Origin of the sequence: Phytoactinopolyspora halotolerans (assembly GCF_010550675.1) — a bacterium.
GTDB classification, from domain to species: Bacteria; Actinomycetota; Actinomycetes; order Jiangellales; family Jiangellaceae; genus Phytoactinopolyspora; species Phytoactinopolyspora halotolerans.
Map to the genome: position 1 here is coordinate 233,402 of NZ_JAAGOA010000002.1, position 16,626 is coordinate 250,027.

The 16,626-nt window shown below is 68.0% G+C and carries 19 protein-coding genes; 10 read left to right on the forward strand and 9 right to left on the reverse strand.

Annotated elements, in window-relative coordinates; genetic code table 11:
- Positions 1–74 precede the first annotated feature (74 nt).
- On the forward strand, positions 75–503 hold the full coding sequence (locus tag G1H10_RS03395) for a phage holin family protein (protein WP_163732695.1): 429 nt from the start codon (positions 75–77) through the stop codon (positions 501–503).
- Positions 500–1,417, forward strand: a complete 918-nt coding sequence (locus G1H10_RS03400) for an alpha/beta fold hydrolase (RefSeq protein WP_216852859.1) — start codon at positions 500–502, stop codon at positions 1,415–1,417. Before G1H10_RS03395 ends, G1H10_RS03400 begins: the two co-directional genes overlap by 4 nt.
- Positions 1,418–1,633: 216 nt before the next feature.
- On the opposite strand, the gene G1H10_RS03405 is transcribed toward G1H10_RS03400, so the two are convergent.
- Genes G1H10_RS03405 through nth form a run of 3 tightly spaced genes read right to left on the reverse strand, consistent with a single transcriptional unit; the run spans position 1,634 to position 4,189 of the window.
- Positions 1,634–2,827, reverse strand: coding sequence for a MarP family serine protease (locus G1H10_RS03405; RefSeq protein ID WP_163732698.1), 1,194 nt, complete (start codon positions 2,825–2,827; stop codon positions 1,634–1,636).
- Positions 2,828–2,831: 4 nt separating this feature from the next.
- On the reverse strand, positions 2,832–3,482 hold the full coding sequence (locus G1H10_RS03410) for an NUDIX hydrolase (protein ID WP_163732700.1): 651 nt from the start codon (positions 3,480–3,482) through the stop codon (positions 2,832–2,834).
- Positions 3,479–4,189 carry an endonuclease III gene (gene nth / locus G1H10_RS03415; RefSeq protein ID WP_216852860.1) on the reverse strand — a complete coding sequence of 237 codons (711 nt, stop codon included), beginning with the start codon at positions 4,187–4,189 and terminating at the stop codon, positions 3,479–3,481. The genes G1H10_RS03410 and nth overlap by 4 nt, the downstream gene beginning before the upstream one ends.
- Positions 4,190–4,395: 206 nt before the next feature.
- On the opposite strand from nth, the gene G1H10_RS03420 reads away from it, so the two are divergent.
- From G1H10_RS03420 to G1H10_RS03435, 4 genes are read left to right on the forward strand one after another with little or no spacing between them, the layout of a single operon-like run.
- Positions 4,396–5,106 carry a Crp/Fnr family transcriptional regulator gene (locus tag G1H10_RS03420; protein ID WP_163733315.1) on the forward strand — a complete coding sequence of 237 codons (711 nt, stop codon included), beginning with the start codon at positions 4,396–4,398 and terminating at the stop codon, positions 5,104–5,106.
- A gap of 9 nt (positions 5,107–5,115) precedes the next feature.
- Complete coding sequence (gene nhaA / locus G1H10_RS03425) at positions 5,116–6,579, forward strand: Na+/H+ antiporter NhaA (protein WP_216852861.1); 1,464 nt, start codon at positions 5,116–5,118, stop codon at positions 6,577–6,579.
- Positions 6,580–6,639: 60 nt separating this feature from the next.
- On the forward strand, positions 6,640–7,278 hold the full coding sequence (locus G1H10_RS03430) for a thioredoxin family protein (RefSeq protein ID WP_163732703.1): 639 nt from the start codon (positions 6,640–6,642) through the stop codon (positions 7,276–7,278).
- A gap of 4 nt (positions 7,279–7,282) precedes the next feature.
- Entirely contained in the window at positions 7,283–8,002 is a 720-nt protein-coding gene (locus tag G1H10_RS03435; protein WP_163732706.1) for a cytochrome c biogenesis CcdA family protein, read from the forward strand.
- A gap of 282 nt (positions 8,003–8,284) precedes the next feature.
- On the opposite strand, the gene G1H10_RS03440 is transcribed toward G1H10_RS03435, so the two are convergent.
- The 5 genes from G1H10_RS03440 to G1H10_RS03460 all read right to left on the reverse strand — a co-directional run bounded on the left by G1H10_RS03440 (position 8,285) and on the right by G1H10_RS03460 (position 11,108).
- Positions 8,285–9,106: an MBL fold metallo-hydrolase gene (locus G1H10_RS03440; protein ID WP_163733320.1), complete on the reverse strand. Its 822-nt coding sequence runs from the start codon at positions 9,104–9,106 to the stop codon at positions 8,285–8,287.
- Between the two features lie 51 nt (positions 9,107–9,157).
- Entirely contained in the window at positions 9,158–9,808 is a 651-nt protein-coding gene (locus tag G1H10_RS03445; RefSeq protein ID WP_163732708.1) for an NUDIX hydrolase, read from the reverse strand.
- A 71-nt stretch (positions 9,809–9,879) separates the two neighbouring features.
- Positions 9,880–10,341 (reverse strand): RidA family protein, encoded by a 462-nt coding sequence (locus tag G1H10_RS03450; protein WP_163733323.1) that lies wholly within the window; start codon positions 10,339–10,341, stop codon positions 9,880–9,882.
- A 49-nt stretch (positions 10,342–10,390) separates the two neighbouring features.
- Positions 10,391–10,549, reverse strand: a complete 159-nt coding sequence (sp36, locus tag G1H10_RS03455) for a Sp36 family protein (RefSeq protein WP_129666855.1) — start codon at positions 10,547–10,549, stop codon at positions 10,391–10,393.
- Positions 10,550–10,580: 31 nt separating this feature from the next.
- The gene (locus G1H10_RS03460; RefSeq protein WP_163732711.1) at positions 10,581–11,108 is read right to left on the reverse strand and encodes an Lrp/AsnC family transcriptional regulator; all 528 of its coding nucleotides are present in this window, start codon (positions 11,106–11,108) and stop codon (positions 10,581–10,583) included.
- Between the two features lie 349 nt (positions 11,109–11,457).
- Here G1H10_RS03460 and G1H10_RS03465 point away from each other — a divergent pair, with 349 nt between their 5' ends.
- Positions 11,458–12,342 carry a DMT family transporter gene (locus tag G1H10_RS03465; RefSeq protein ID WP_163732713.1) on the forward strand — a complete coding sequence of 295 codons (885 nt, stop codon included), beginning with the start codon at positions 11,458–11,460 and terminating at the stop codon, positions 12,340–12,342.
- A 31-nt stretch (positions 12,343–12,373) separates the two neighbouring features.
- Here G1H10_RS03465 and G1H10_RS03470 read toward each other — a convergent pair whose 3' ends face one another.
- Positions 12,374–12,943, reverse strand: a complete 570-nt coding sequence (locus tag G1H10_RS03470; RefSeq protein ID WP_216852865.1) for a GbsR/MarR family transcriptional regulator — start codon at positions 12,941–12,943, stop codon at positions 12,374–12,376.
- A 200-nt stretch (positions 12,944–13,143) separates the two neighbouring features.
- On the opposite strand from G1H10_RS03470, the gene G1H10_RS03475 reads away from it, so the two are divergent.
- From G1H10_RS03475 to G1H10_RS03485, 3 genes are read left to right on the forward strand one after another with little or no spacing between them, the layout of a single operon-like run.
- Entirely contained in the window at positions 13,144–14,088 is a 945-nt protein-coding gene (locus G1H10_RS03475) for an ABC transporter ATP-binding protein (protein WP_163732716.1), read from the forward strand.
- Positions 14,088–15,743: an ABC transporter permease gene (locus G1H10_RS03480; protein WP_163732719.1), complete on the forward strand. Its 1,656-nt coding sequence runs from the start codon at positions 14,088–14,090 to the stop codon at positions 15,741–15,743. Before G1H10_RS03475 ends, G1H10_RS03480 begins: the two co-directional genes overlap by 1 nt.
- A gap of 44 nt (positions 15,744–15,787) precedes the next feature.
- On the forward strand, positions 15,788–16,624 hold the full coding sequence (locus G1H10_RS03485) for a phosphatase PAP2 family protein (protein WP_216852866.1): 837 nt from the start codon (positions 15,788–15,790) through the stop codon (positions 16,622–16,624).
- Positions 16,625–16,626 lie beyond the last annotated feature (2 nt).

Sequence of the window (16,626 nt, forward strand, 5' to 3'; positions counted from 1 at the left end):
CGCGCTAAGGGTACAGTCGTGCCTGGGCGAATCTTCGCCATGTATCCGATGTCTGAGCTGCAATGGGAGAAGGCATGACGACCGGGCCGAGTATCAGCGGCGGGGAGAGTGTCGACGAGGCATCCCAGGCGTCCGTCGGACAGCTCGTCTCCGCGGTCAGGGAAGATCTCACCGGCCTGATCAAGGATGAGATCGACCTGGCGAAGGCGGAGATCCGAGAGGACGTCAAGTCGGCGGGGATGGGCGGCGCGCTCGTGGCGGCCGCCGGCTTCCTGGTCGTGCTGGCGGTCGTGTTGCTGTCGGTCGCGCTCGCCTACGGCGTCTCGGCGCTCGGGCTCGGCCCCGGCTGGGCGTTCTTGATCGTTGCGGCGTTCTACCTGATTGTGGCCGGCCTGCTGGGGCTGTGGGCGAAGTCGCGGTTCTCCTCCATCACCGGCCCCGCACGGGCCAAGGTGGCGGCGCGTCAAGCAGTACAAGCGCTGCGCGCCACCTCGGCGTCGTGACCGCGCCCGCATTGCTCCACGATGTGGTGGAGGTACCCGGACCCTGGAGTCATCGGCGGATCGCGGCGAACGGGGCGCAGTTCCACGTCGCCGAGCTCGGTGACGGTCCGCTGGTGCTGTTCCTGCACGGCTTCCCGGAGTTCTGGTGGGCATGGCGGCACCAGCTGTCCAGGGTCGCCGAAGCCGGCTGGCGGGTGGTCGCGATGGACCTGCGTGGGTACGGCGGCAGCGACAAACCCCCGCGTGGCTACGACCCGATGACGTTCGCCGCCGACATCACCGGGGTGATCCAGTCCATCGGTGAACGGCAAGCCGTGCTGGTCGCGCACGATTGGGGCGCCTACGGGGCCTGGACGGCGGCGTCGTTCCGGCCTGCTCACGTCCGCGGCCTCGCCGCCCTCTCCATGCCGCACCCGTTGATCCTCCGCCGCCACTTGCTTCGCGGCGGGATCACCCGGCACGGATCCCTGCTTGCCTCGCAGTTCCCGTTCATCCCCGAGCGTCGCCTTGTCGCCGCGGACGGCGTACGGGTCGAGTATCTGCTGCGGAACTGGGCCGCGCCATCGAGCCCGTTCCCGGACGCCGATACGGCAGCCCGGTATCGGGAGGCGTTCAGCATCTGGCCCGCGTCGCATTGCGCATTGGAGTACCAGCGGTGGGCTGTCCGCTCACTGTTCCGATCCGACGGACGACGATTCGCCCGTCGCCTGGAACGCCAGCCGATCACCGCGCCGGTTCTGCAGATCCACGGCGGCGCCGATCCGCAGTACTCGTCATCGCTGGTCGCCTCGTCCCGGCACCAGGTCTCCGGCCGTCATCACTGGCATCACCTCGCCGGCGTCGGCCACTTCCCCCATGAAGAGTCCCCCGACGTCGTCACCGACATCCTCCTCGACTGGCTCGCCACTATCTAGCCCGCCGCCGCGGAGCGGGCGAACCGTCCGCCGCGCAGGCCCAAACGCCAAGGTGGGGAGGATGAATCCCAGTCAGGGTAGGCGCGGGCATCGGCGTGGGAGGAGCCGCTAGGCGACGACCTCGCCGCGGGCGAGACTGGGATTCATCCTCCCCACCGGAGCCTTACTGCTACAGCAGGGACGGGTGGATCGTCCTCGCCGCAGGCTGCGGCTTGATCAGGCGCAGCTGCCCGTCGAGACCGGCTCGGTGGCGTCCGGCGCCGCTTCCGCCATCTCCCGTACCTCGTCGAGGTGGAGCGCGTAACCCGTGTTCGGGTCCGTCAGCGACGCGGCGAAGATGACGCCGGTCACGTTGCCCCAGAGGTTGACGACCGGACCGCCGGAGTTGCCCGGACGCACGCTGCCGCGGAGCGCGACGACGCTCCGTTCCACCTGGTCCGTGCCGTAGATGTCGTGGCCACGGAGCTCGTACTGTCCGCGGACACGTACCGAGGAGGTCGTCAACGGGTTGCCTTCCGGATAGCCGATGACGACCCCGTCGTCGCCGGCGACCGGTTCATTCTCGGCGAAGTTCAACGGGTCGTGCGGCAGATCGGGAACGGCGAGCACCGCCACGTCGGTGTCCGGGTCGAACTGGACGACCTGGGCGGCGAGCGGATCGCCGTCCGCGAAGCTGACGACCGGCTCGGCGACTCCGGCAACCACGTGTGCGTTCGTCATCACGCGTTCGGGCGCGATGACGAAACCCGTGCCCTCCAGGACACGGGAGCATTCTTGTGCCCGTCCGGTGATCTTGATGACGCTCGCGGTCGCGCGTCGGACGTCCTCGTCCCGGTGCAGATTCCCGGACGGCGGGTCGACCTCGTCGATCGGCTCCGGCTGCCAGGGCACGACGACGTCCGGGAAGCCGCCGGCGACCACCACGTCCTCGAACGCGTTACGCACCCGCTCCGGCGACACCGGGACGGCCTCGTCCACCGCGCCGAGGATCGCGGACTCGCGGATGGACTTCGACGCATACGGTATGGCCGCGGAGGAGATGGCGAATCCGCACGCCCACGCGGCGAGCAGCAGACCGGCGACGGCGAGCAACGCTCCGCCGGCCGCATCCACGCGGCGCACCGGCTGGGATGAGACCTTCGATCGCACCCAGCCGCCCGCCCAGGCGAGGAGACCTTGACCTATCGACGCCACACCGAGGATGAGCAGTGCCGCGAGGATGGAGACACCGAGGCCGGGCTCCAGGCCGCCGAGCACGAGGGGGACCAAGAGGAGACCCGCCGCCGCGCCGCCCACGAATCCGGCGAAGGACAGCAGTCCGACGACGAAGCCATGGGTCCATCCGGTGAAGCCGACGACGATCGCCAGGGCGATGATGATGAAGTCGACCACATTCAGACCGAAGATCACGAGCTCAAGCCCTCCTCGGCGATCGGAAGGCGTCTTGGGGCAAAGATGTCACCCGGGTACGATCCCACGGTCGCTCCATTTCGGCCACTTCGAACAATCGCGACAAAACGCCTGCGGTGAAACCCCAGACGAGCAGGTCTCCGACGCGGAAGGCCGGGCCGACCGACCCACTAGGGTGTCGGACCTGCATCCGGTTGGCCGGATCGAGCAGGTCGTCGAGGGGTACCCGGTGCACCGACGCGACCTCCCCGGGATCGACCGCTCGCACCGGTGACGGCTGCTTCCACCACGCGAGCACCGGGGTCACCGCGTAGTTGGTCACCGAGATCCACAACGTGGGCAACGTGTTCAGAATCTGCACGCCCGAGGGGTCCAGCCCGGTCTCCTCGACGCCTTCGCGTAGGGCGGCGCCGATCGGCCCGTCGTCGTCGGGATCGATGGTGCCACCGGGGAAGGCCACCTGGCCGGCGTGGCTGCTCAACCCCCACGAGCGTTCGGTGAGTAGCACGTCGGGGACGCCGTCGGTCTCTCCGAAGAGCATCAATACGGCGGAGGCCCGAGCGGAACCGTCCTCCGGTGGAGCCAATGTGGGCGGCCATTCGGTCTTGTCCTCAGCGACCTGAACGATCGGCTTCAGCCAAGCGGGAATGGTCATGACCGAGGACCATCCCGGACCAGTTTGGCCGCCGCGGTGGGGTCGGTGGGACCTTCGCCGAACGACGGGCACAGCTGAGCGAGCGGGCACACTCCGCACGCCGGCCGTCGCGCATGGCAGTAACGCCGGCCGTGCCAGATGACGCGGTGCGAGAGGATGGTCCATTCCTTCTTCGGAAAGAGAGCCGCGACGTCGGTCTCGATCTGATCCGGATCGGTGCTCTGGGTCCATCCCCACCGTCGGGACAGGCGGTTGAAATGCGTGTCGATGGTCAGCCCGGGAACGTCGAAGGCGTTACCGAGGACGACGTTGGCGGTCTTGCGTCCCACGCCGGGCAACGTGACCAGATCGTCGAGCTTGCCGGGGACCTCGCCGCCGAAGCGCTCGGCGAGCGCCTGGGAGAGCCCGATGATCGACTTGGTCTTGGCGCGGAAGAAGCCGGTGGGCTGGATCAGTTCCTCGACGTGAGCGGGATCCGCGGAGGCGAGGTCGGCGGCGGAGGGATAGGCGGCGAACAACGCAGGCGTCACTGAGTTGACCCGCACGTCGGTGGTCTGAGCGGACAGCACCGTCGCGATGAGCAGCTCGAACGGCGAGGTGAAGTCGAGCTCGCAGTGGGCGTCCGGGAACATGACGGCGAGTTCACGGTTGATCTTGCGGGCGCGGCGCACCAGCGCCAGCCGGGACTCAGTGTTGACCGAGGGCACACGCTCACCTTATGTTCCGCCGCCGACATCCGTGGAATCCGCACGGCGTCCGGTGAAGACGTCGCGCATGGGGGCGAATAATGCGTCATGATGGTGGCCAGGCACAATAGGTGTCGACACAACGTGAGACGAAACACGTGTCCGTGCGCTGGGGCACACGCAGCGTACCGGGCATGTGGGCGACCAACGTGCAGGGCAACCCCCTGATGCCGGACGGTCAGAGTAGAAGGAGCCAGGTGGTGGTTGACGAGGCACTGCGGAGCGCACCGCTGTTCCGGGAGCTCAACGACGAGGCCGCGGCGGCGCTGCGCGCCTCGATGATCGAGGTCCATCTCGATCGGGGCGAGGTGCTGTTCCGTGAGGGCGACGACGGAGACCGCGTGTACGTCGTCACCGAGGGCAAGATCAAGCTGGGGCGCACGGCGCAGGACGGACGGGAGAACCTTCTCGCCCTGCTCGGCCCGGGGCAGATGTTCGGGGAGTTATCCCTGTTCGATCCCGGTCCACGCTCAGCCACCGCCACCGCCGTGACGGAGACGTCGCTGCTCGCGCTCGGGCACGCTGATCTCGTGCCGCTGCTGACCGGCCGTCCCGAGGTTGCCCGCGGCCTGCTCCTCCAGCTGGCGTCACGGCTGCGCACCTCCAATGACACGCTGGCCGACCTGGTCTTCTCGGACGTTCCGGGCCGGGTGGCCAAGCGGTTGCTCGATCTCTCCAATCGGTTCGGCGTGCCGTCCGACGAAGGCATCCGGGTTTCGCACGACCTCACCCAGGAAGAGCTGGCCCAGCTGGTCGGCGCCTCGCGGGAGACCGTCAACAAGGCACTGGCCGACTTCGTGGGCCGTGGCTGGATCCGGCTCGAGCAGCGCTCCGTCGTTCTCCTCGACGTGGAGCGCATCCGGCGCCGTGCGCGCTGATCGGACACTGTGAGCGAACCTCGCGCTCCGTGGGGCATGGCGGACGGAGACCGCCACGAATCGGGGCCACCAGACACCGAAGGCGCTGAACAGTCCGGCAACCCCGGGAAGTCAGGCATCTGGCGGGCGGGTCCCATCTGGATGGCCAGTGACCGCAAGCTTGCCCGGTTCGTCGGGCGTCCGGTGGCGGCGTTCCTCCGGGTGGAGGCCGCCGGCGGCATCATTCTGCTGGCCGCCGCGCTGATCGCCCTGTTCTGGGCCAACTCGCCCTGGTCGGACACCTACGAGTCGTTCTGGACGACCGAGTTCACGTTACGGATCGGCGAGTACGAACTCACCGAGGACCTGCGCCATTGGGTGAACGACGCCCTCATGGCGCTGTTCTTCTTCGTCGTGGGCCTGGAGATCAAGTACGAGATGGCCTGCGGCGAACTGCGCGACCCGCGCTCGGCCGCGGTGCCGATCATGGCCGCCTTCGGTGGCATGGTGGTTCCGGCCGCGATCTACATCGCCTTCAACGCCGGAGGTGACGGGGCCGACGGGTGGGGCATCCCGATGGCCACCGACATCGCGTTCGCGCTGGGGGTGCTGGCCGTGCTCGGCCGGCGCATCCCGTCCGCCGCGCGGGTGTTCCTGCTCACGCTGGCCATCGTCGACGACATCGGTGCGATCACGGTGATCGCGGTCTTCTACACCGAGTCGATCTCGTTCATCTGGCTCGGGCTCGCATTGGCCGGCATTCTGATCATCATCGGATTGCGCCGGATCCGGGTGTGGTCACCGTACGTGTACATCACCCTCGGGATGTTCGTGTGGCTCGCGACCTTCCAGTCCGGGGTGCACGCCACCATCGCGGGTGTGATCCTGGGACTGCTCACCCCGGCGAAGCCGCTGCTCGATCAGGCTCAGGCGAAGGAGTACGCACGCCAGTCCCTGCCGGACGAACTCGACCCGAGCGAGGTACGCCGATACCGCTTCCTGCTGAACGAGTCGATCTCGATGTCGGAGCGGCTGGAACGCGCGCTGCATCCCTGGAGCAGCTACGTGGTGCTGCCGATCTTCGCGCTCGCGAACGCGGGCATCGACCTGGGCGGCGGGGTGCTCGGCGAGGCGCTGGGGTCACCGATCACGCTCGGAGTGGCCACCGGTCTTGTGGTGGGCAAGACGGTGGGTGTCACGGTCACGTCGTGGCTCGCCGTCCGTCTTGGCTGGGGCCGGCTGCCGACCGGGACGTCGTGGACCACCATGGTCGGTCTGGCGATGGTCGCCGGGGTGGGCTTCACCGTGTCGTTGTTCATCACCGGGCTGGCGTTCGGCGACGGGACCTTGCCGGCAGACGACGCGAAGGTCGGCGTTCTCGGCGGATCGATCGTGGCCGCGAGCATCGGGGCCGCCCTGCTGATCCTCGCCGGCCGTCGCCGCCATGACGAGACGTCGTCGCTCGGTGTGGAACAGGAACCCGCGGCACGCTGAGGAGCAGACGTCAGCGAATCGTAAGCCTCGGGTCTCCCGGGTGGCCGTACAGTCTCAGCCATGATTCAGATCATCAAGACCGATATGCGTGTGCGGCGTGCGCTGACCGCGGTGGCGCTCGTATCCGGAATGGCGTTGACGGCATGTGGTGACGACGACGCGGCACCGGCCGGCGATGACAGCGGTGCTGTGGCGTCCCAGGAGTCGTCGCCGGAACCTATGGAGGACGCGGAGGAGACGAGCGACTCCGACGAGATGGAGGACGAGTCCACGTCCGACGACGCCACCGACGACCAGATGGACGACGACGCCGGCGATGACGAGATGGACGACGACGCCGACGTGTCCGACCAAGAAGGCGACGATTCCGGCCAGGCCGAGCTCGCAGCCGGGACCTACCGCGAGTACAGCGAGGACGCCGTGGCCGACGCGGGATTCGACACCACGATCCTGTTCTTCCACGCTTCCTGGTGTCCCGAGTGCCGGGCGTTCGAAGAGTCGATCGAGGCGGGACCGATCCCGGACGGCGTGCAGATCCTCAAGGTGGACTATGACTCCGAATCGGAGCTGAAGCAGCGTTACGACGTGACGATCCAGACCACCTTCGTCCGGGTGGACGAGAACGGCGAGCAGCTCGGGACGTGGGTGGGGTACGAGCAGGACCGCTCGGTCGACACCATCCTGAACGAGCTGGGCTGAGCCGGTGCCCTTCGCCGCTGTCGCCCTCGTCGCGGGCGGGTTGTCGGTACTCGCGCCATGCGTGGTCGGATTGTTGCCGATCCTGATCGGGCGCTCCGTGGGAGCGGAGAGCCGGGCCCGGAACGTCGGTCTGGTGATCGTCGGGTTGTGTGCGTCGATCTTCGCGTTCTCCATCCTGCTCAAGGCGACGACGCTGCTCATAGGGGTGGATCAGCAGGTCTGGCAGGCGTTTGCCGGGGCGGTGCTGGTGCTGTTCGGGCTCGTCACGTTGTTCCCCGGGATGTGGGACGCGGTGTCGGCGCGACTGCGGCTGGCCGAGCTGGGCAATCGGGGTGCCCGGTACGGCGCGGGCCGGCAGAGCGCGGCCGGGGACGTCGTGCTGGGCGCCAGCCTGGGGCCGGTGTTCAGCGCGTGCAGCCCGACCTACGCGGTGATCGTCGCCGGGGTTCTTCCGGCGGAGCCGGTCGAGGGTGTGGTGTACCTGGTCGCGTTCCTGGTGGGGTTGGCGTCGATGATGCTCGTGGTGGTCCTGGGAGGCCGCCAGGTGATCGCCAAGCTCGGCTGGGGCGTGAACCCGGAGGGTTGGCTCAAGCGCACCATGGGCGTGCTGTTCATCGTCATCGGTGTGGCGATCGGTACCGGCCTGGATAAGGAGCTGCTGAGCTGGTTGGTGCAGAACGGATGGTTCGACTGGCAGCTCGACTTGGAGGACAGCCTGCGGTAACGGTCGTGCTGACGGGTCCTCGCTGGTCTGCGGGTGCGTCCGAACCGAGGGCTTCAGCAAGCGGTGGGGAGGGGGAGGATCCCGTCCTCGCCCGCGGCGAGGTCGTCGGCCCCACCCCACGAAGTTCCTCGCTAGCGCTCGGATACTTCGCGGGGGACCCCGGGGGCTCCTCCCACGCCGATGCCCGAGCCTACCCTGGACGGGATCCTCCCCCTCCCCACCTCCTGTGGTCACCTGAGCGACCTGCCATCTGTGGCCACGTGAGCGAGCCACTTTCTGTGGTCACCTGAGCGAGGCGAGGTACTCCAGGGCCGCGGCGACCGTGCGCTCGGCGGCGGGCCACACCGAGCGGTCAACGTCGGCGTAGACGATCTCGACCACCTCCCGCGGCGTCGTCGCTCCGGAGGCCAGTGCGGCTCGCACCTCGTCGAGGCGGGCCCGGCGATGCTCGAGGTACTGCGTGATGACGGCGGCCGCATCGGTGCGGACCGGGCCGTGGGCGGGGAGCAACGTCCAGGCGTGGTCGAGCCGGGTGCGGAGCAGCTCCAGGGAGGCCAGGTAGTCGCCGAGCCGGCCGTCCGGGTGCATCACGACGGTGGTGCCGCGGCCGAGCACTGTATCGCCGGCGATGAGGCCGCGCCATGGCCGCTGCAATGTGCTTGGCTCGTGCGTCTCGTCTGGTTGATCGGCCGAAGGCGCTGGGCCGGTGAGTTCGAGGCAGATCGAGTCGGCCGTGTGGCCGGGCGTGTGCAACACCCGCAGTTCCAGCGCGGGCGCTCCGGAGCCGGGGACGTCGAGGGCGGCGTCGTGGGCGTCGAGCGGGGCGCCGGCGATACACAGCTTCGGGTCGCGTGCCCGCACGGGGGCGCCGGTGAGCTCATGGAACCGGGCGGCGCTCTCGGAGTGGTCGAGATGGTGGTGGGTGAGGACGGTGAGGATCACGGGGCCGTAGCCGAGTATCGCCGTGAGGTGGGCGTCGATCAGCGGACCGGGATCGATGACGACGTTGCCGGCATCGGTGGCAAGGACGTAGGTGTTCGTGCCGTCGAGCGTCATCGGCCCTGGATTGTCCGCCCGGACGACGTGACACCACTCCGGAACCATCACACGGCCCTCCTCCCATGATCATGAACAGTAACCGTGCCATGTGAACGGTTAGTGTTCATGATCATGGTGCTCTCCGGGGTCGTCTCCTGGGTAGCGTGGATCGTCGGGCAGCACCGCCAGCACGGCGTCGCCTTGGTCGATCCAGCCCGGCAACACGGTCTCGACGCGGCGGGGCGCGCACGCGTCTTCGACGGACGCGCACCGCGCCAGGTCTTCCAACAGGGTCCAGGTCACCGGCAGCATGGCCCACTCGCCGCGCTCCGCGCGCTCGATCGCGGCGTCCGGTGTGATCCACTCCGTGGTGGCGGCCTCGCCGGAGACGTCGCGTGGTTGTTGACCGTCGGGGGCCGTGGCGGTGAAGAACCACGTGTCGAACCGGCGCTCCTCGAACCGCGGGGTGATCCAGTGCGCCCACGGGTTCAGCGCCTCGGCATCCAGGATGACGCCGGTCTCCTCGTGCGTCTCACGCAGTGCTGCGTTGACGAACCCGGTCGCGGCCGGCTCGGAGGTTTCCAGCCGGGCCGCCCAGCCGGCCGCGTCCGGCAGCGGTGCCGTGTCCGCCGGTCCGACACCACCGCCGGGGAAGGCGACCATCCCGCCCGCGAACGCCATGCTCACGTGCCGCAGCTGGATGTAGACCTCGATGCCGTCCTGGCCGGGACGGATCAGGAGCACCGACGACGCCGGTCTGGCGGGCACGGGCGCGAGCCGCTGTGCGACGAACGTCCGCGCCCGTCGTGCGGACGCCTGTGGAAGCCTTCGGGCCAGCGTCAACGGACCTCGACGACGAGCTCGACCTCGACCGGCGCGTCGAGTGGCAGGACGGCCACGCCGACCGCGCTGCGCGCATGCTGGCCGGCGTCACCGAACGCGGTGCCGAGCAGCTCGCTCGCTCCGTTGATCACCTGCGGCTGTGCCGTGAATCCCGGCGCCGAGGCGACGAAGCCCACGACCTTGACCACGCGCGCGACGGCGGACAGGTCACCCAGCTCGGCCCGCACGGCCGCCAGCGCGTTGAGCATGCATTGCTGCGCGCACTCGTACGCTTCCTCGGGGCTGACCTCGGCTCCGACCTTGCCGGTGCGGATCAGGTCTCCGTCCCGCAGGGGCAGCTGGCCCGAGGTGTAGACGTAGGAACCCGAGCGGACGGCAGGGACGTATACCGCGACGGGCGCGGCTACGGTGGGGATCTCCAGGCCGGCCTCGGCCAGCCGACTCTCCGGGCTCACCACGTCGCTCACCCTGGTCACTCCCTATCGCTGACGGCATTGTCCGGCCTGCTCATTCTGGCTTCTCACGCTTGAAGTACGCCACCAGGTTCTCCGGGTTCGCTCCCGGAACGATCTGGACGAGTTCCCAGCCGTCCTCGCCCCAGGTGTCGAGGATCTGCTTGGTCGCGTGGATCAGTACAGGTGCGGTTGCGTATTCCCACTTGGTCATGGCGCCGAGCCTACTGGTGTCCCGTGGTGTCCTACTGCGGGGAGTCCGTAGTCCAGATCGGGCCCTTGCCCGGGTGTTCGTCGAAGATCAGCCAGGTGCGGGTGCTGCGGACGCCGGGGATCTCGTGGATGCGTTCCAGCACGATCCGCCGGAGTTCCGCGTTGTTGGGCGTGCGGACCAGCGTGAGCACATCGAAGTCCCCGCCCACCAGAGCGTAGTGTTCGACGAACGGCAGTTCGCCGAGCGCCTCGGCCACCTCTCTCCAGGTGTTCTGCTGGATCGAGAGCAGAACGAAGGCGCTTGTCCCCAAGCCGGCGCGTTCGGCGTCGACATCGGCGCTGAAGCCGGTGATGACGCCGTCCGAGAGCAGCCGGTTGATACGTGCGTAGGCGTTGGCGCGCGACACGTGGACCCGTTCGGCCAAGGTGCGCACGGACACCCGGCCGTCCTGCTGGAGTTCACCGAGAATGGCCCTGTCGACATCGTCAAGGGGGCTTGGGGGTGACTGGCCGGTCCGCCATGAGTGGCGAGGGTCATGCTGAGATGTTCGGTCGTCCATGGCCCCGTCTCCTCAGCCGACTGTCATCAATGTGCCGCATATACGGAGAAGACCATCTCATCGAGTGCGCGAATTTAAGTCAAGGGACGAGTGGGGGAATGATCAGTTGAACTCTGGCTCCGATCCGCGTCCCGTCCGGCCTGATCAGCGCCTGTCCTCTGGCCCGATCAGCGGCTGTCGCCCGGATCGATCCGGCCGCGTGCAGTCGGCGGCGGTAGTCGGCATCGAGCCGCTGTATGCCGCGCATGTTAGCTCTGACGTGGTCGTTCACGAATTTGTGAAAAATATGTAGACTCTAAACACAAGTACTCTTGTTCCCGTTGTCGCGGAATGATGCGAGGATGCTCAGGTGAACGCATGGGGGCTTGCGGTGGGATTGTCTGTCGCCGCTGCGCTCTTCCATGCTGTCGCGGCGGTCTTCCAGGAGCGCATGGCAAGTGATCGGCGTGCCAAGGTCGCGCGCCGGCTCGGCACCTTGCGCATGCTGTGGCGGGCCCGATGGTGGTGGGCCGTCGTACTCACCGGCGTCGCCTCAGCGCTGCACGTAGCCGCGCTGCACTTCGGGCCGCTCACGGTGGTCCAGCCGCTCGGCGCGCTGACACTGGTGCTGGCGCTGTCGATGTCGGCCGTGCTTGCGGGCCGGCGAGTGGCCCGCTCGGAATGGTGCGGCCTGGGGTTCACGATGGCTGGTCTGGGCGTTCTGCTGGCGCTGTCGCCGGTGGACACCGAGCGCGATTCGTTGGCTCCGGGAGAGGTGCTGGGCGTCACCTTGGCGGCTGTCGGCGCGCTGGCGGTGCTCATCCTCGTGGCGACCCGCTCTCGTCGGCTCGTGCCGCGTAGTCTGTTGCACGCCGCGGCGGCCGGTATCGCGTTCGGTGTGGCGTCCGCGTTCGCGCAGACGGTCACCATCCGCATGTCGCGGTCCGGGTGGGAAGAGGTGCTCACCCCTGCGGCGGCCATGGTGGTCGTGCTGGCGTTCGGCGGCTTGCTGCTGGCTCAGGCCGCCTATCGTGCCGGCATCGGCGCACCGCTGGCCACATTGACGATCGTCAACCCCATCGTCGCGGCTGTGATCGGGCTTCGTCTGTTGGGCGAGCACTTCCAGGCGGGTCTCGCCGGGGCGGTGCTGGCCGGTGTGGGTGCCATGGTCGCCGCTGGTGGCATCGTCCTGCTGGCGCGTCAGCGCCAGGCCCTCGTCGTCCGGGAGAAAGTGCTGGTCTCTGGCGGCGTGTGAGCCGGGCCCCGATCCGCTCGGCCGACGCCGATCAGGCCCCGCGCCGCTCGCGGGAATCGTTCGATTCGGCCGTGTCACCTTTCAGCCAGCGCTCCCGGTGTGCCTGCCAGCGCTGGAGAAAGTGCTCCACCTCGCTCTCCCAGTACCGGTAGAACTCCAGCGTCTCCTGCAGACGGTGTCCGCCGGCGCGATCCGCCCCGACCAGCTCGACGCCGTCTTCGAGGATCTCGACGCAGCGCCGCATGAACGGTATCCGCTGCCGCAAGATCGCGGCCCACACGTCGTCGTCGTAGACGCGGTATTGGTCGACGCGTCCGCCGGGGGCGCGTTCCCGAGCCAGCAGTCCCGCTTGCACGAGCGTACGCACCGCCCCGGAGATGGCCGCCGGGCTGACTCGCAGGCCGTCCGCGAGCTCCCGGGCGGTGTAGCTCTCGGCATCGTCCGCCAGGACATAGGCGAAGACGCGTGACGGCATGCGGCCCAACCCCGCTTCGTTCAGCAGGAGGGCGAACTGCTCGACGAATCTGAGCACGGCCTCTTCGTGGGCGGCCTCATCCGAGTGGGAGGCGCCCGTGGTCGCGTCTAGAGAGTGTGTCGACAAGGCGAAACCTCCTCCACGGAACGAGTTCTCCGGCACGTTCGGGACCTGTTCCGCCGGTGGTGCGACGGGTCGCCACGAACGTCGGGGGCCTTGCGCTGGTGCGCACCCCGTTTTCGGTATATCTCTCATTGTCTCAGGAGTTGAGAATACCGTAGTTCTGACATTTCACAAAAGTGTGAAAAGCATGTAGCGTGATCCTCATGACGACAGCGATCGATGTGACTGGCGTGGTGAAGACCTTCGGCCAGACGCGCGCCCTGAACGGGTTGAACCTGCATGTCGAGCAGGGAGAGATCCACGGCTTCCTGGGCCCCAACGGAGCCGGGAAGTCAACGACGATCCGCATACTGCTGGGGCTGCTCAAGGCGGACTCGGGAGAGGCCAGCCTTCTCGGCGGCGACCCGTGGCGGGACGCGGTCCACCTGCACAGGCGGCTGGCCTACGTGCCCGGCGACGTCGACCTGTGGCCGAACCTGACCGGTGGCGAGGCGATCGATCTGCTGGGCCGGCTGCGTGGCGGCCTGGATCCGGACCGTCGTCGGCGGTTGATCGAACGCTTCGACCTGGACCCCACCAAGAAGGGCCGCACGTACTCCAAGGGGAACCGGCAGAAGGTCGCGATCGTGGCCGCGCTCGCGTCGAACGTCGAACTGCTCATCATGGATGAACCCACCGCCGGCCTGGACCCGCTGATGGAGACGGTCTTCCAGGACTTCATCGCCGAGGCGAAGGCCGAGGGGACAACTGTGCTGCTTTCCAGCCACATTCTGGCTCAGGTGGAGAAGCTCTGCGACACCATCAGCATCATCCGCCAAGGCGAGGTCGTACAGTCGGGCAGCCTGGAGGAGATGCGCCACCTGACCCGGACGACGGTGCAGGCCGAGATCTCCGAAGCCGCCGGTGCGCTGGAGTCGATGGACGGTGTGCACGACTTCCGGCAGGAAGACGGGCGGGTCACCTTCGCCGTCGACGGCAGTCATCTCGACGGCGCCGTCCGGCAGCTCAGCCAACTGGGCGTGCGGAGTCTGGTGGCGCACCCACCGACGCTGGAAGAGCTCATGCTGCGGCACTACGGAGACGAACTGGGCAACGGCGAGAGCGCGCACGTCGACCCTCACGGTGCCACTGGTCCGGGAGCGAACTGATGAGCACGGCGACGATGACGCCGGAGGCGAGGACCATCCCTGCCGGGCGTGGTCATGCGTTCGTGGGCACCGGAACCATGATCCGGTTCATGCTGCGCCGTGACCGGATCCGCATCCCGGTGTGGATCCTCGGCCTGACGGCATACACGACCGGCGCGCTGTCCAGCTACGAGCAGAACTATCCCGAGGCGTCCGACCGGGAGACCATCGCCGACATGGCGGACCTCCCGGCCATGGTGGCCATGGTGGGGAACAACTACGCACCGGATGAGCCGTATACCCACGGGCTGATGTTCGGCCACGTGACCTTCTTGATCGTGGGCGTCATCTTCGCGCTCATGGGTGTGCTGCTGTTCATCCGGCATACCCGCGCCGAGGAGGAAGCCGGGCGTGCGGAGCTGATCAGATCCAGCGTGCTGGGCCGGCACGCGCAGACGACGGCCGCACTGATCGTGGTTTGTGGGACCGCCCTGGTCGCCGGGCTGCTCGTCTCGATGAGCGTCGGCGCGTCCGGAGTCGACGGCGTCACGATGGGCGGCGCGTACCTGTACGGCATGGGGCTGGGCCTGATCGGCGTGGTGTTCGCCACCGTCGCGGCCGTGACGGCACAGATCACCGAGTACGCGCGGGGGGCGTCCGGAATGGCGCTGGCCGTGCTCGGTGCCGCCTACGCCGTGCGCAGCGTCGGCGACGTCGGGGAGAACTTCCTCTCGTGGTTGTCGCCGCTGCACTGGGCTAGAGAGACCAGGCCGTTCTCCGACGATCAGCGCGCCTGGCCGCTGCTGCTCCTCGTCGTGCTGGCCGCGGTGCTGATCGTGGTCGCGGGGCGGTTGAGCGACAAGCGGGATGTGGGGGCAGGGCTGCGCCCGCCCCGCCTCGGCAGCGCTACCGCGTCGCCGCTGCTCTCCAGCCCGTTGGGGCTGGCCGTGCGGCTGCAGCGGTCCAGCGTGATCGCGTGGGCCGTCGGCCTCGCCGTGTTCGGTGCGTTCTACGGCGCGCTCATCAGCGCGGCGGACGAGATGTTCGACCAGATCAGTGCCTTGGAGGATATGTGGGCTTTCGAAGGCGCGAGCTTCGCCGACCGGTGGATTGTGAGCTTCATCGGCATGCTGGGCGTGCTCGCGGCCGTGCCGGCCATCCTCGCGGTGCAGCGGCTGCGGTCCGAGGAGACCGCTGGTCGCGCGGAACCAGTGCTGGCGACCGCGGTGTCTCAAACGCGCTGGGCGGCCAGCCACTTGACCGTCGCGCTGGCGGGCAGCGCGGGTGTCATCGTCATCGGCGGGTTCGGATTCGGGATCGCGGCGGCGATCGACGGACGTGATATTGGTTACCTCGGCGACTCCGTAGCCGCGGCCGCCGTGTTCATCCCGGCCATCTGGGTGGCCGTCGGATTGGCGGTCGCCTTGTACGGACTTGTGCCGCGGGCACTGGGTTTGGCCTGGATAATCCCGGTCTACGGTTTCCTGGTCGTGTACCTGGGTGATCTGTTCGGCGTGGATCAGTCGGCGCACAATCTGTCCCCGTTCGGGCACGTTCCCGAGCTGCCGGCTGAAGACCTCGAAATAGCCCCGCTGCTCATCATGGCCGTCATCGCCGCGGTGTTAATCTTGGCAGGGTTGGCCGGCTTCCGTCGGCGCGATCTTCACTCCACGTGAGGGTCGAGACGATCAGCGTGAACAGTACGAAGTAGGACCACGGCGTGGCAGTTCTTTACAGGGGCGACAGCCCGGCGCAGGAGCTCCCTGCGCCGGGAGGTCCGCTTGGCCCGACCGGGCTGCGCCGTGTCCTGGCCCACATCCGTACCCCTCGGCGGCCTGTCTTCATCGCGGAGGTGCTGCTGGTCGGGGTGACGTACTGGGTGTACTCGATGATCCGCAACGCGGTGCCGGATCACCAGGCCGGTGCGGTGGAGCGCGGGTTCGAGTTGTGGCGGTTCCAACAGCAGAACCTCAACATCGATGTCGAGCTGTGGATCAACCGCACGACCCATGGCATCGAGTGGCTCGTCATCCCGATGAACTACTTCTACGTCAGCATGCATTTCGTGGTGACGGCGGCGGTGCTGGTCTGGCTGTACTGGCGGCATCCGGGTCGTTACCGAGCCGCGCGCACGGTACTGGCCTTCACGACGTGCCTGGCGCTGTTCGGCTACTTCCTCTTCCCGCTCGCGCCGCCGCGACTGCTCCCGGGCGCCGACTTCGTCGACACGCTCCGCGTCCACGAGACGTGGGGATCGCTGACCTCGGGCGACATGCAGGAGTTGTCGAACCAGTACGCCGCTATGCCGTCCATGCACGCCGGTTGGTCGCTCTGGTGCGGCATCTTCATCGTGATGTTCGCGCGCCGGCGCTGGATCCAGGCGCTGGGCGTCCTCTACCCACTGGCGACGCTGGTAGTGATCATGGCGACAGCCAACCATTTCATCTTGGATGCCGTGGGCGGCTGGACCACGCTGGGCATCGGGTTCCTGCTGCAATGGATGCTCTACGGACGTCCCGTCTATGCGTTCACGCGTGAGGTGGCAACTGTTACGTAGGC

Excerpts from the sequence above, each read along its gene's own strand:
- sp36 (WP_129666855.1), bottom strand. The coding sequence starts at position 10,549 with ATGACCAAGTGGGAATACGCAACCGCACCTGTACTGATCCACGCGACC.
- G1H10_RS03440 (WP_163733320.1), bottom strand. The coding sequence starts at position 9,106 with ATGGTTCCGGAGTGGTGTCACGTCGTCCGGGCGGACAATCCAGGGCCG.
- G1H10_RS03395 (WP_163732695.1), top strand. The coding sequence starts at position 75 with ATGACGACCGGGCCGAGTATCAGCGGCGGGGAGAGTGTCGACGAGGCA.
- G1H10_RS03475 (WP_163732716.1), top strand. The coding sequence starts at position 13,144 with ATGACGACAGCGATCGATGTGACTGGCGTGGTGAAGACCTTCGGCCAG.
- G1H10_RS03420 (WP_163733315.1), top strand. The coding sequence starts at position 4,396 with ATGCCGGACGGTCAGAGTAGAAGGAGCCAGGTGGTGGTTGACGAGGCA.
- G1H10_RS03430 (WP_163732703.1), top strand. The coding sequence starts at position 6,640 with ATGATTCAGATCATCAAGACCGATATGCGTGTGCGGCGTGCGCTGACC.
- G1H10_RS03410 (WP_163732700.1), bottom strand. The coding sequence starts at position 3,482 with ATGACCATTCCCGCTTGGCTGAAGCCGATCGTTCAGGTCGCTGAGGAC.
- G1H10_RS03480 (WP_163732719.1), top strand. The coding sequence starts at position 14,088 with ATGAGCACGGCGACGATGACGCCGGAGGCGAGGACCATCCCTGCCGGG.
- G1H10_RS03460 (WP_163732711.1), bottom strand. The coding sequence starts at position 11,108 with ATGGACGACCGAACATCTCAGCATGACCCTCGCCACTCATGGCGGACC.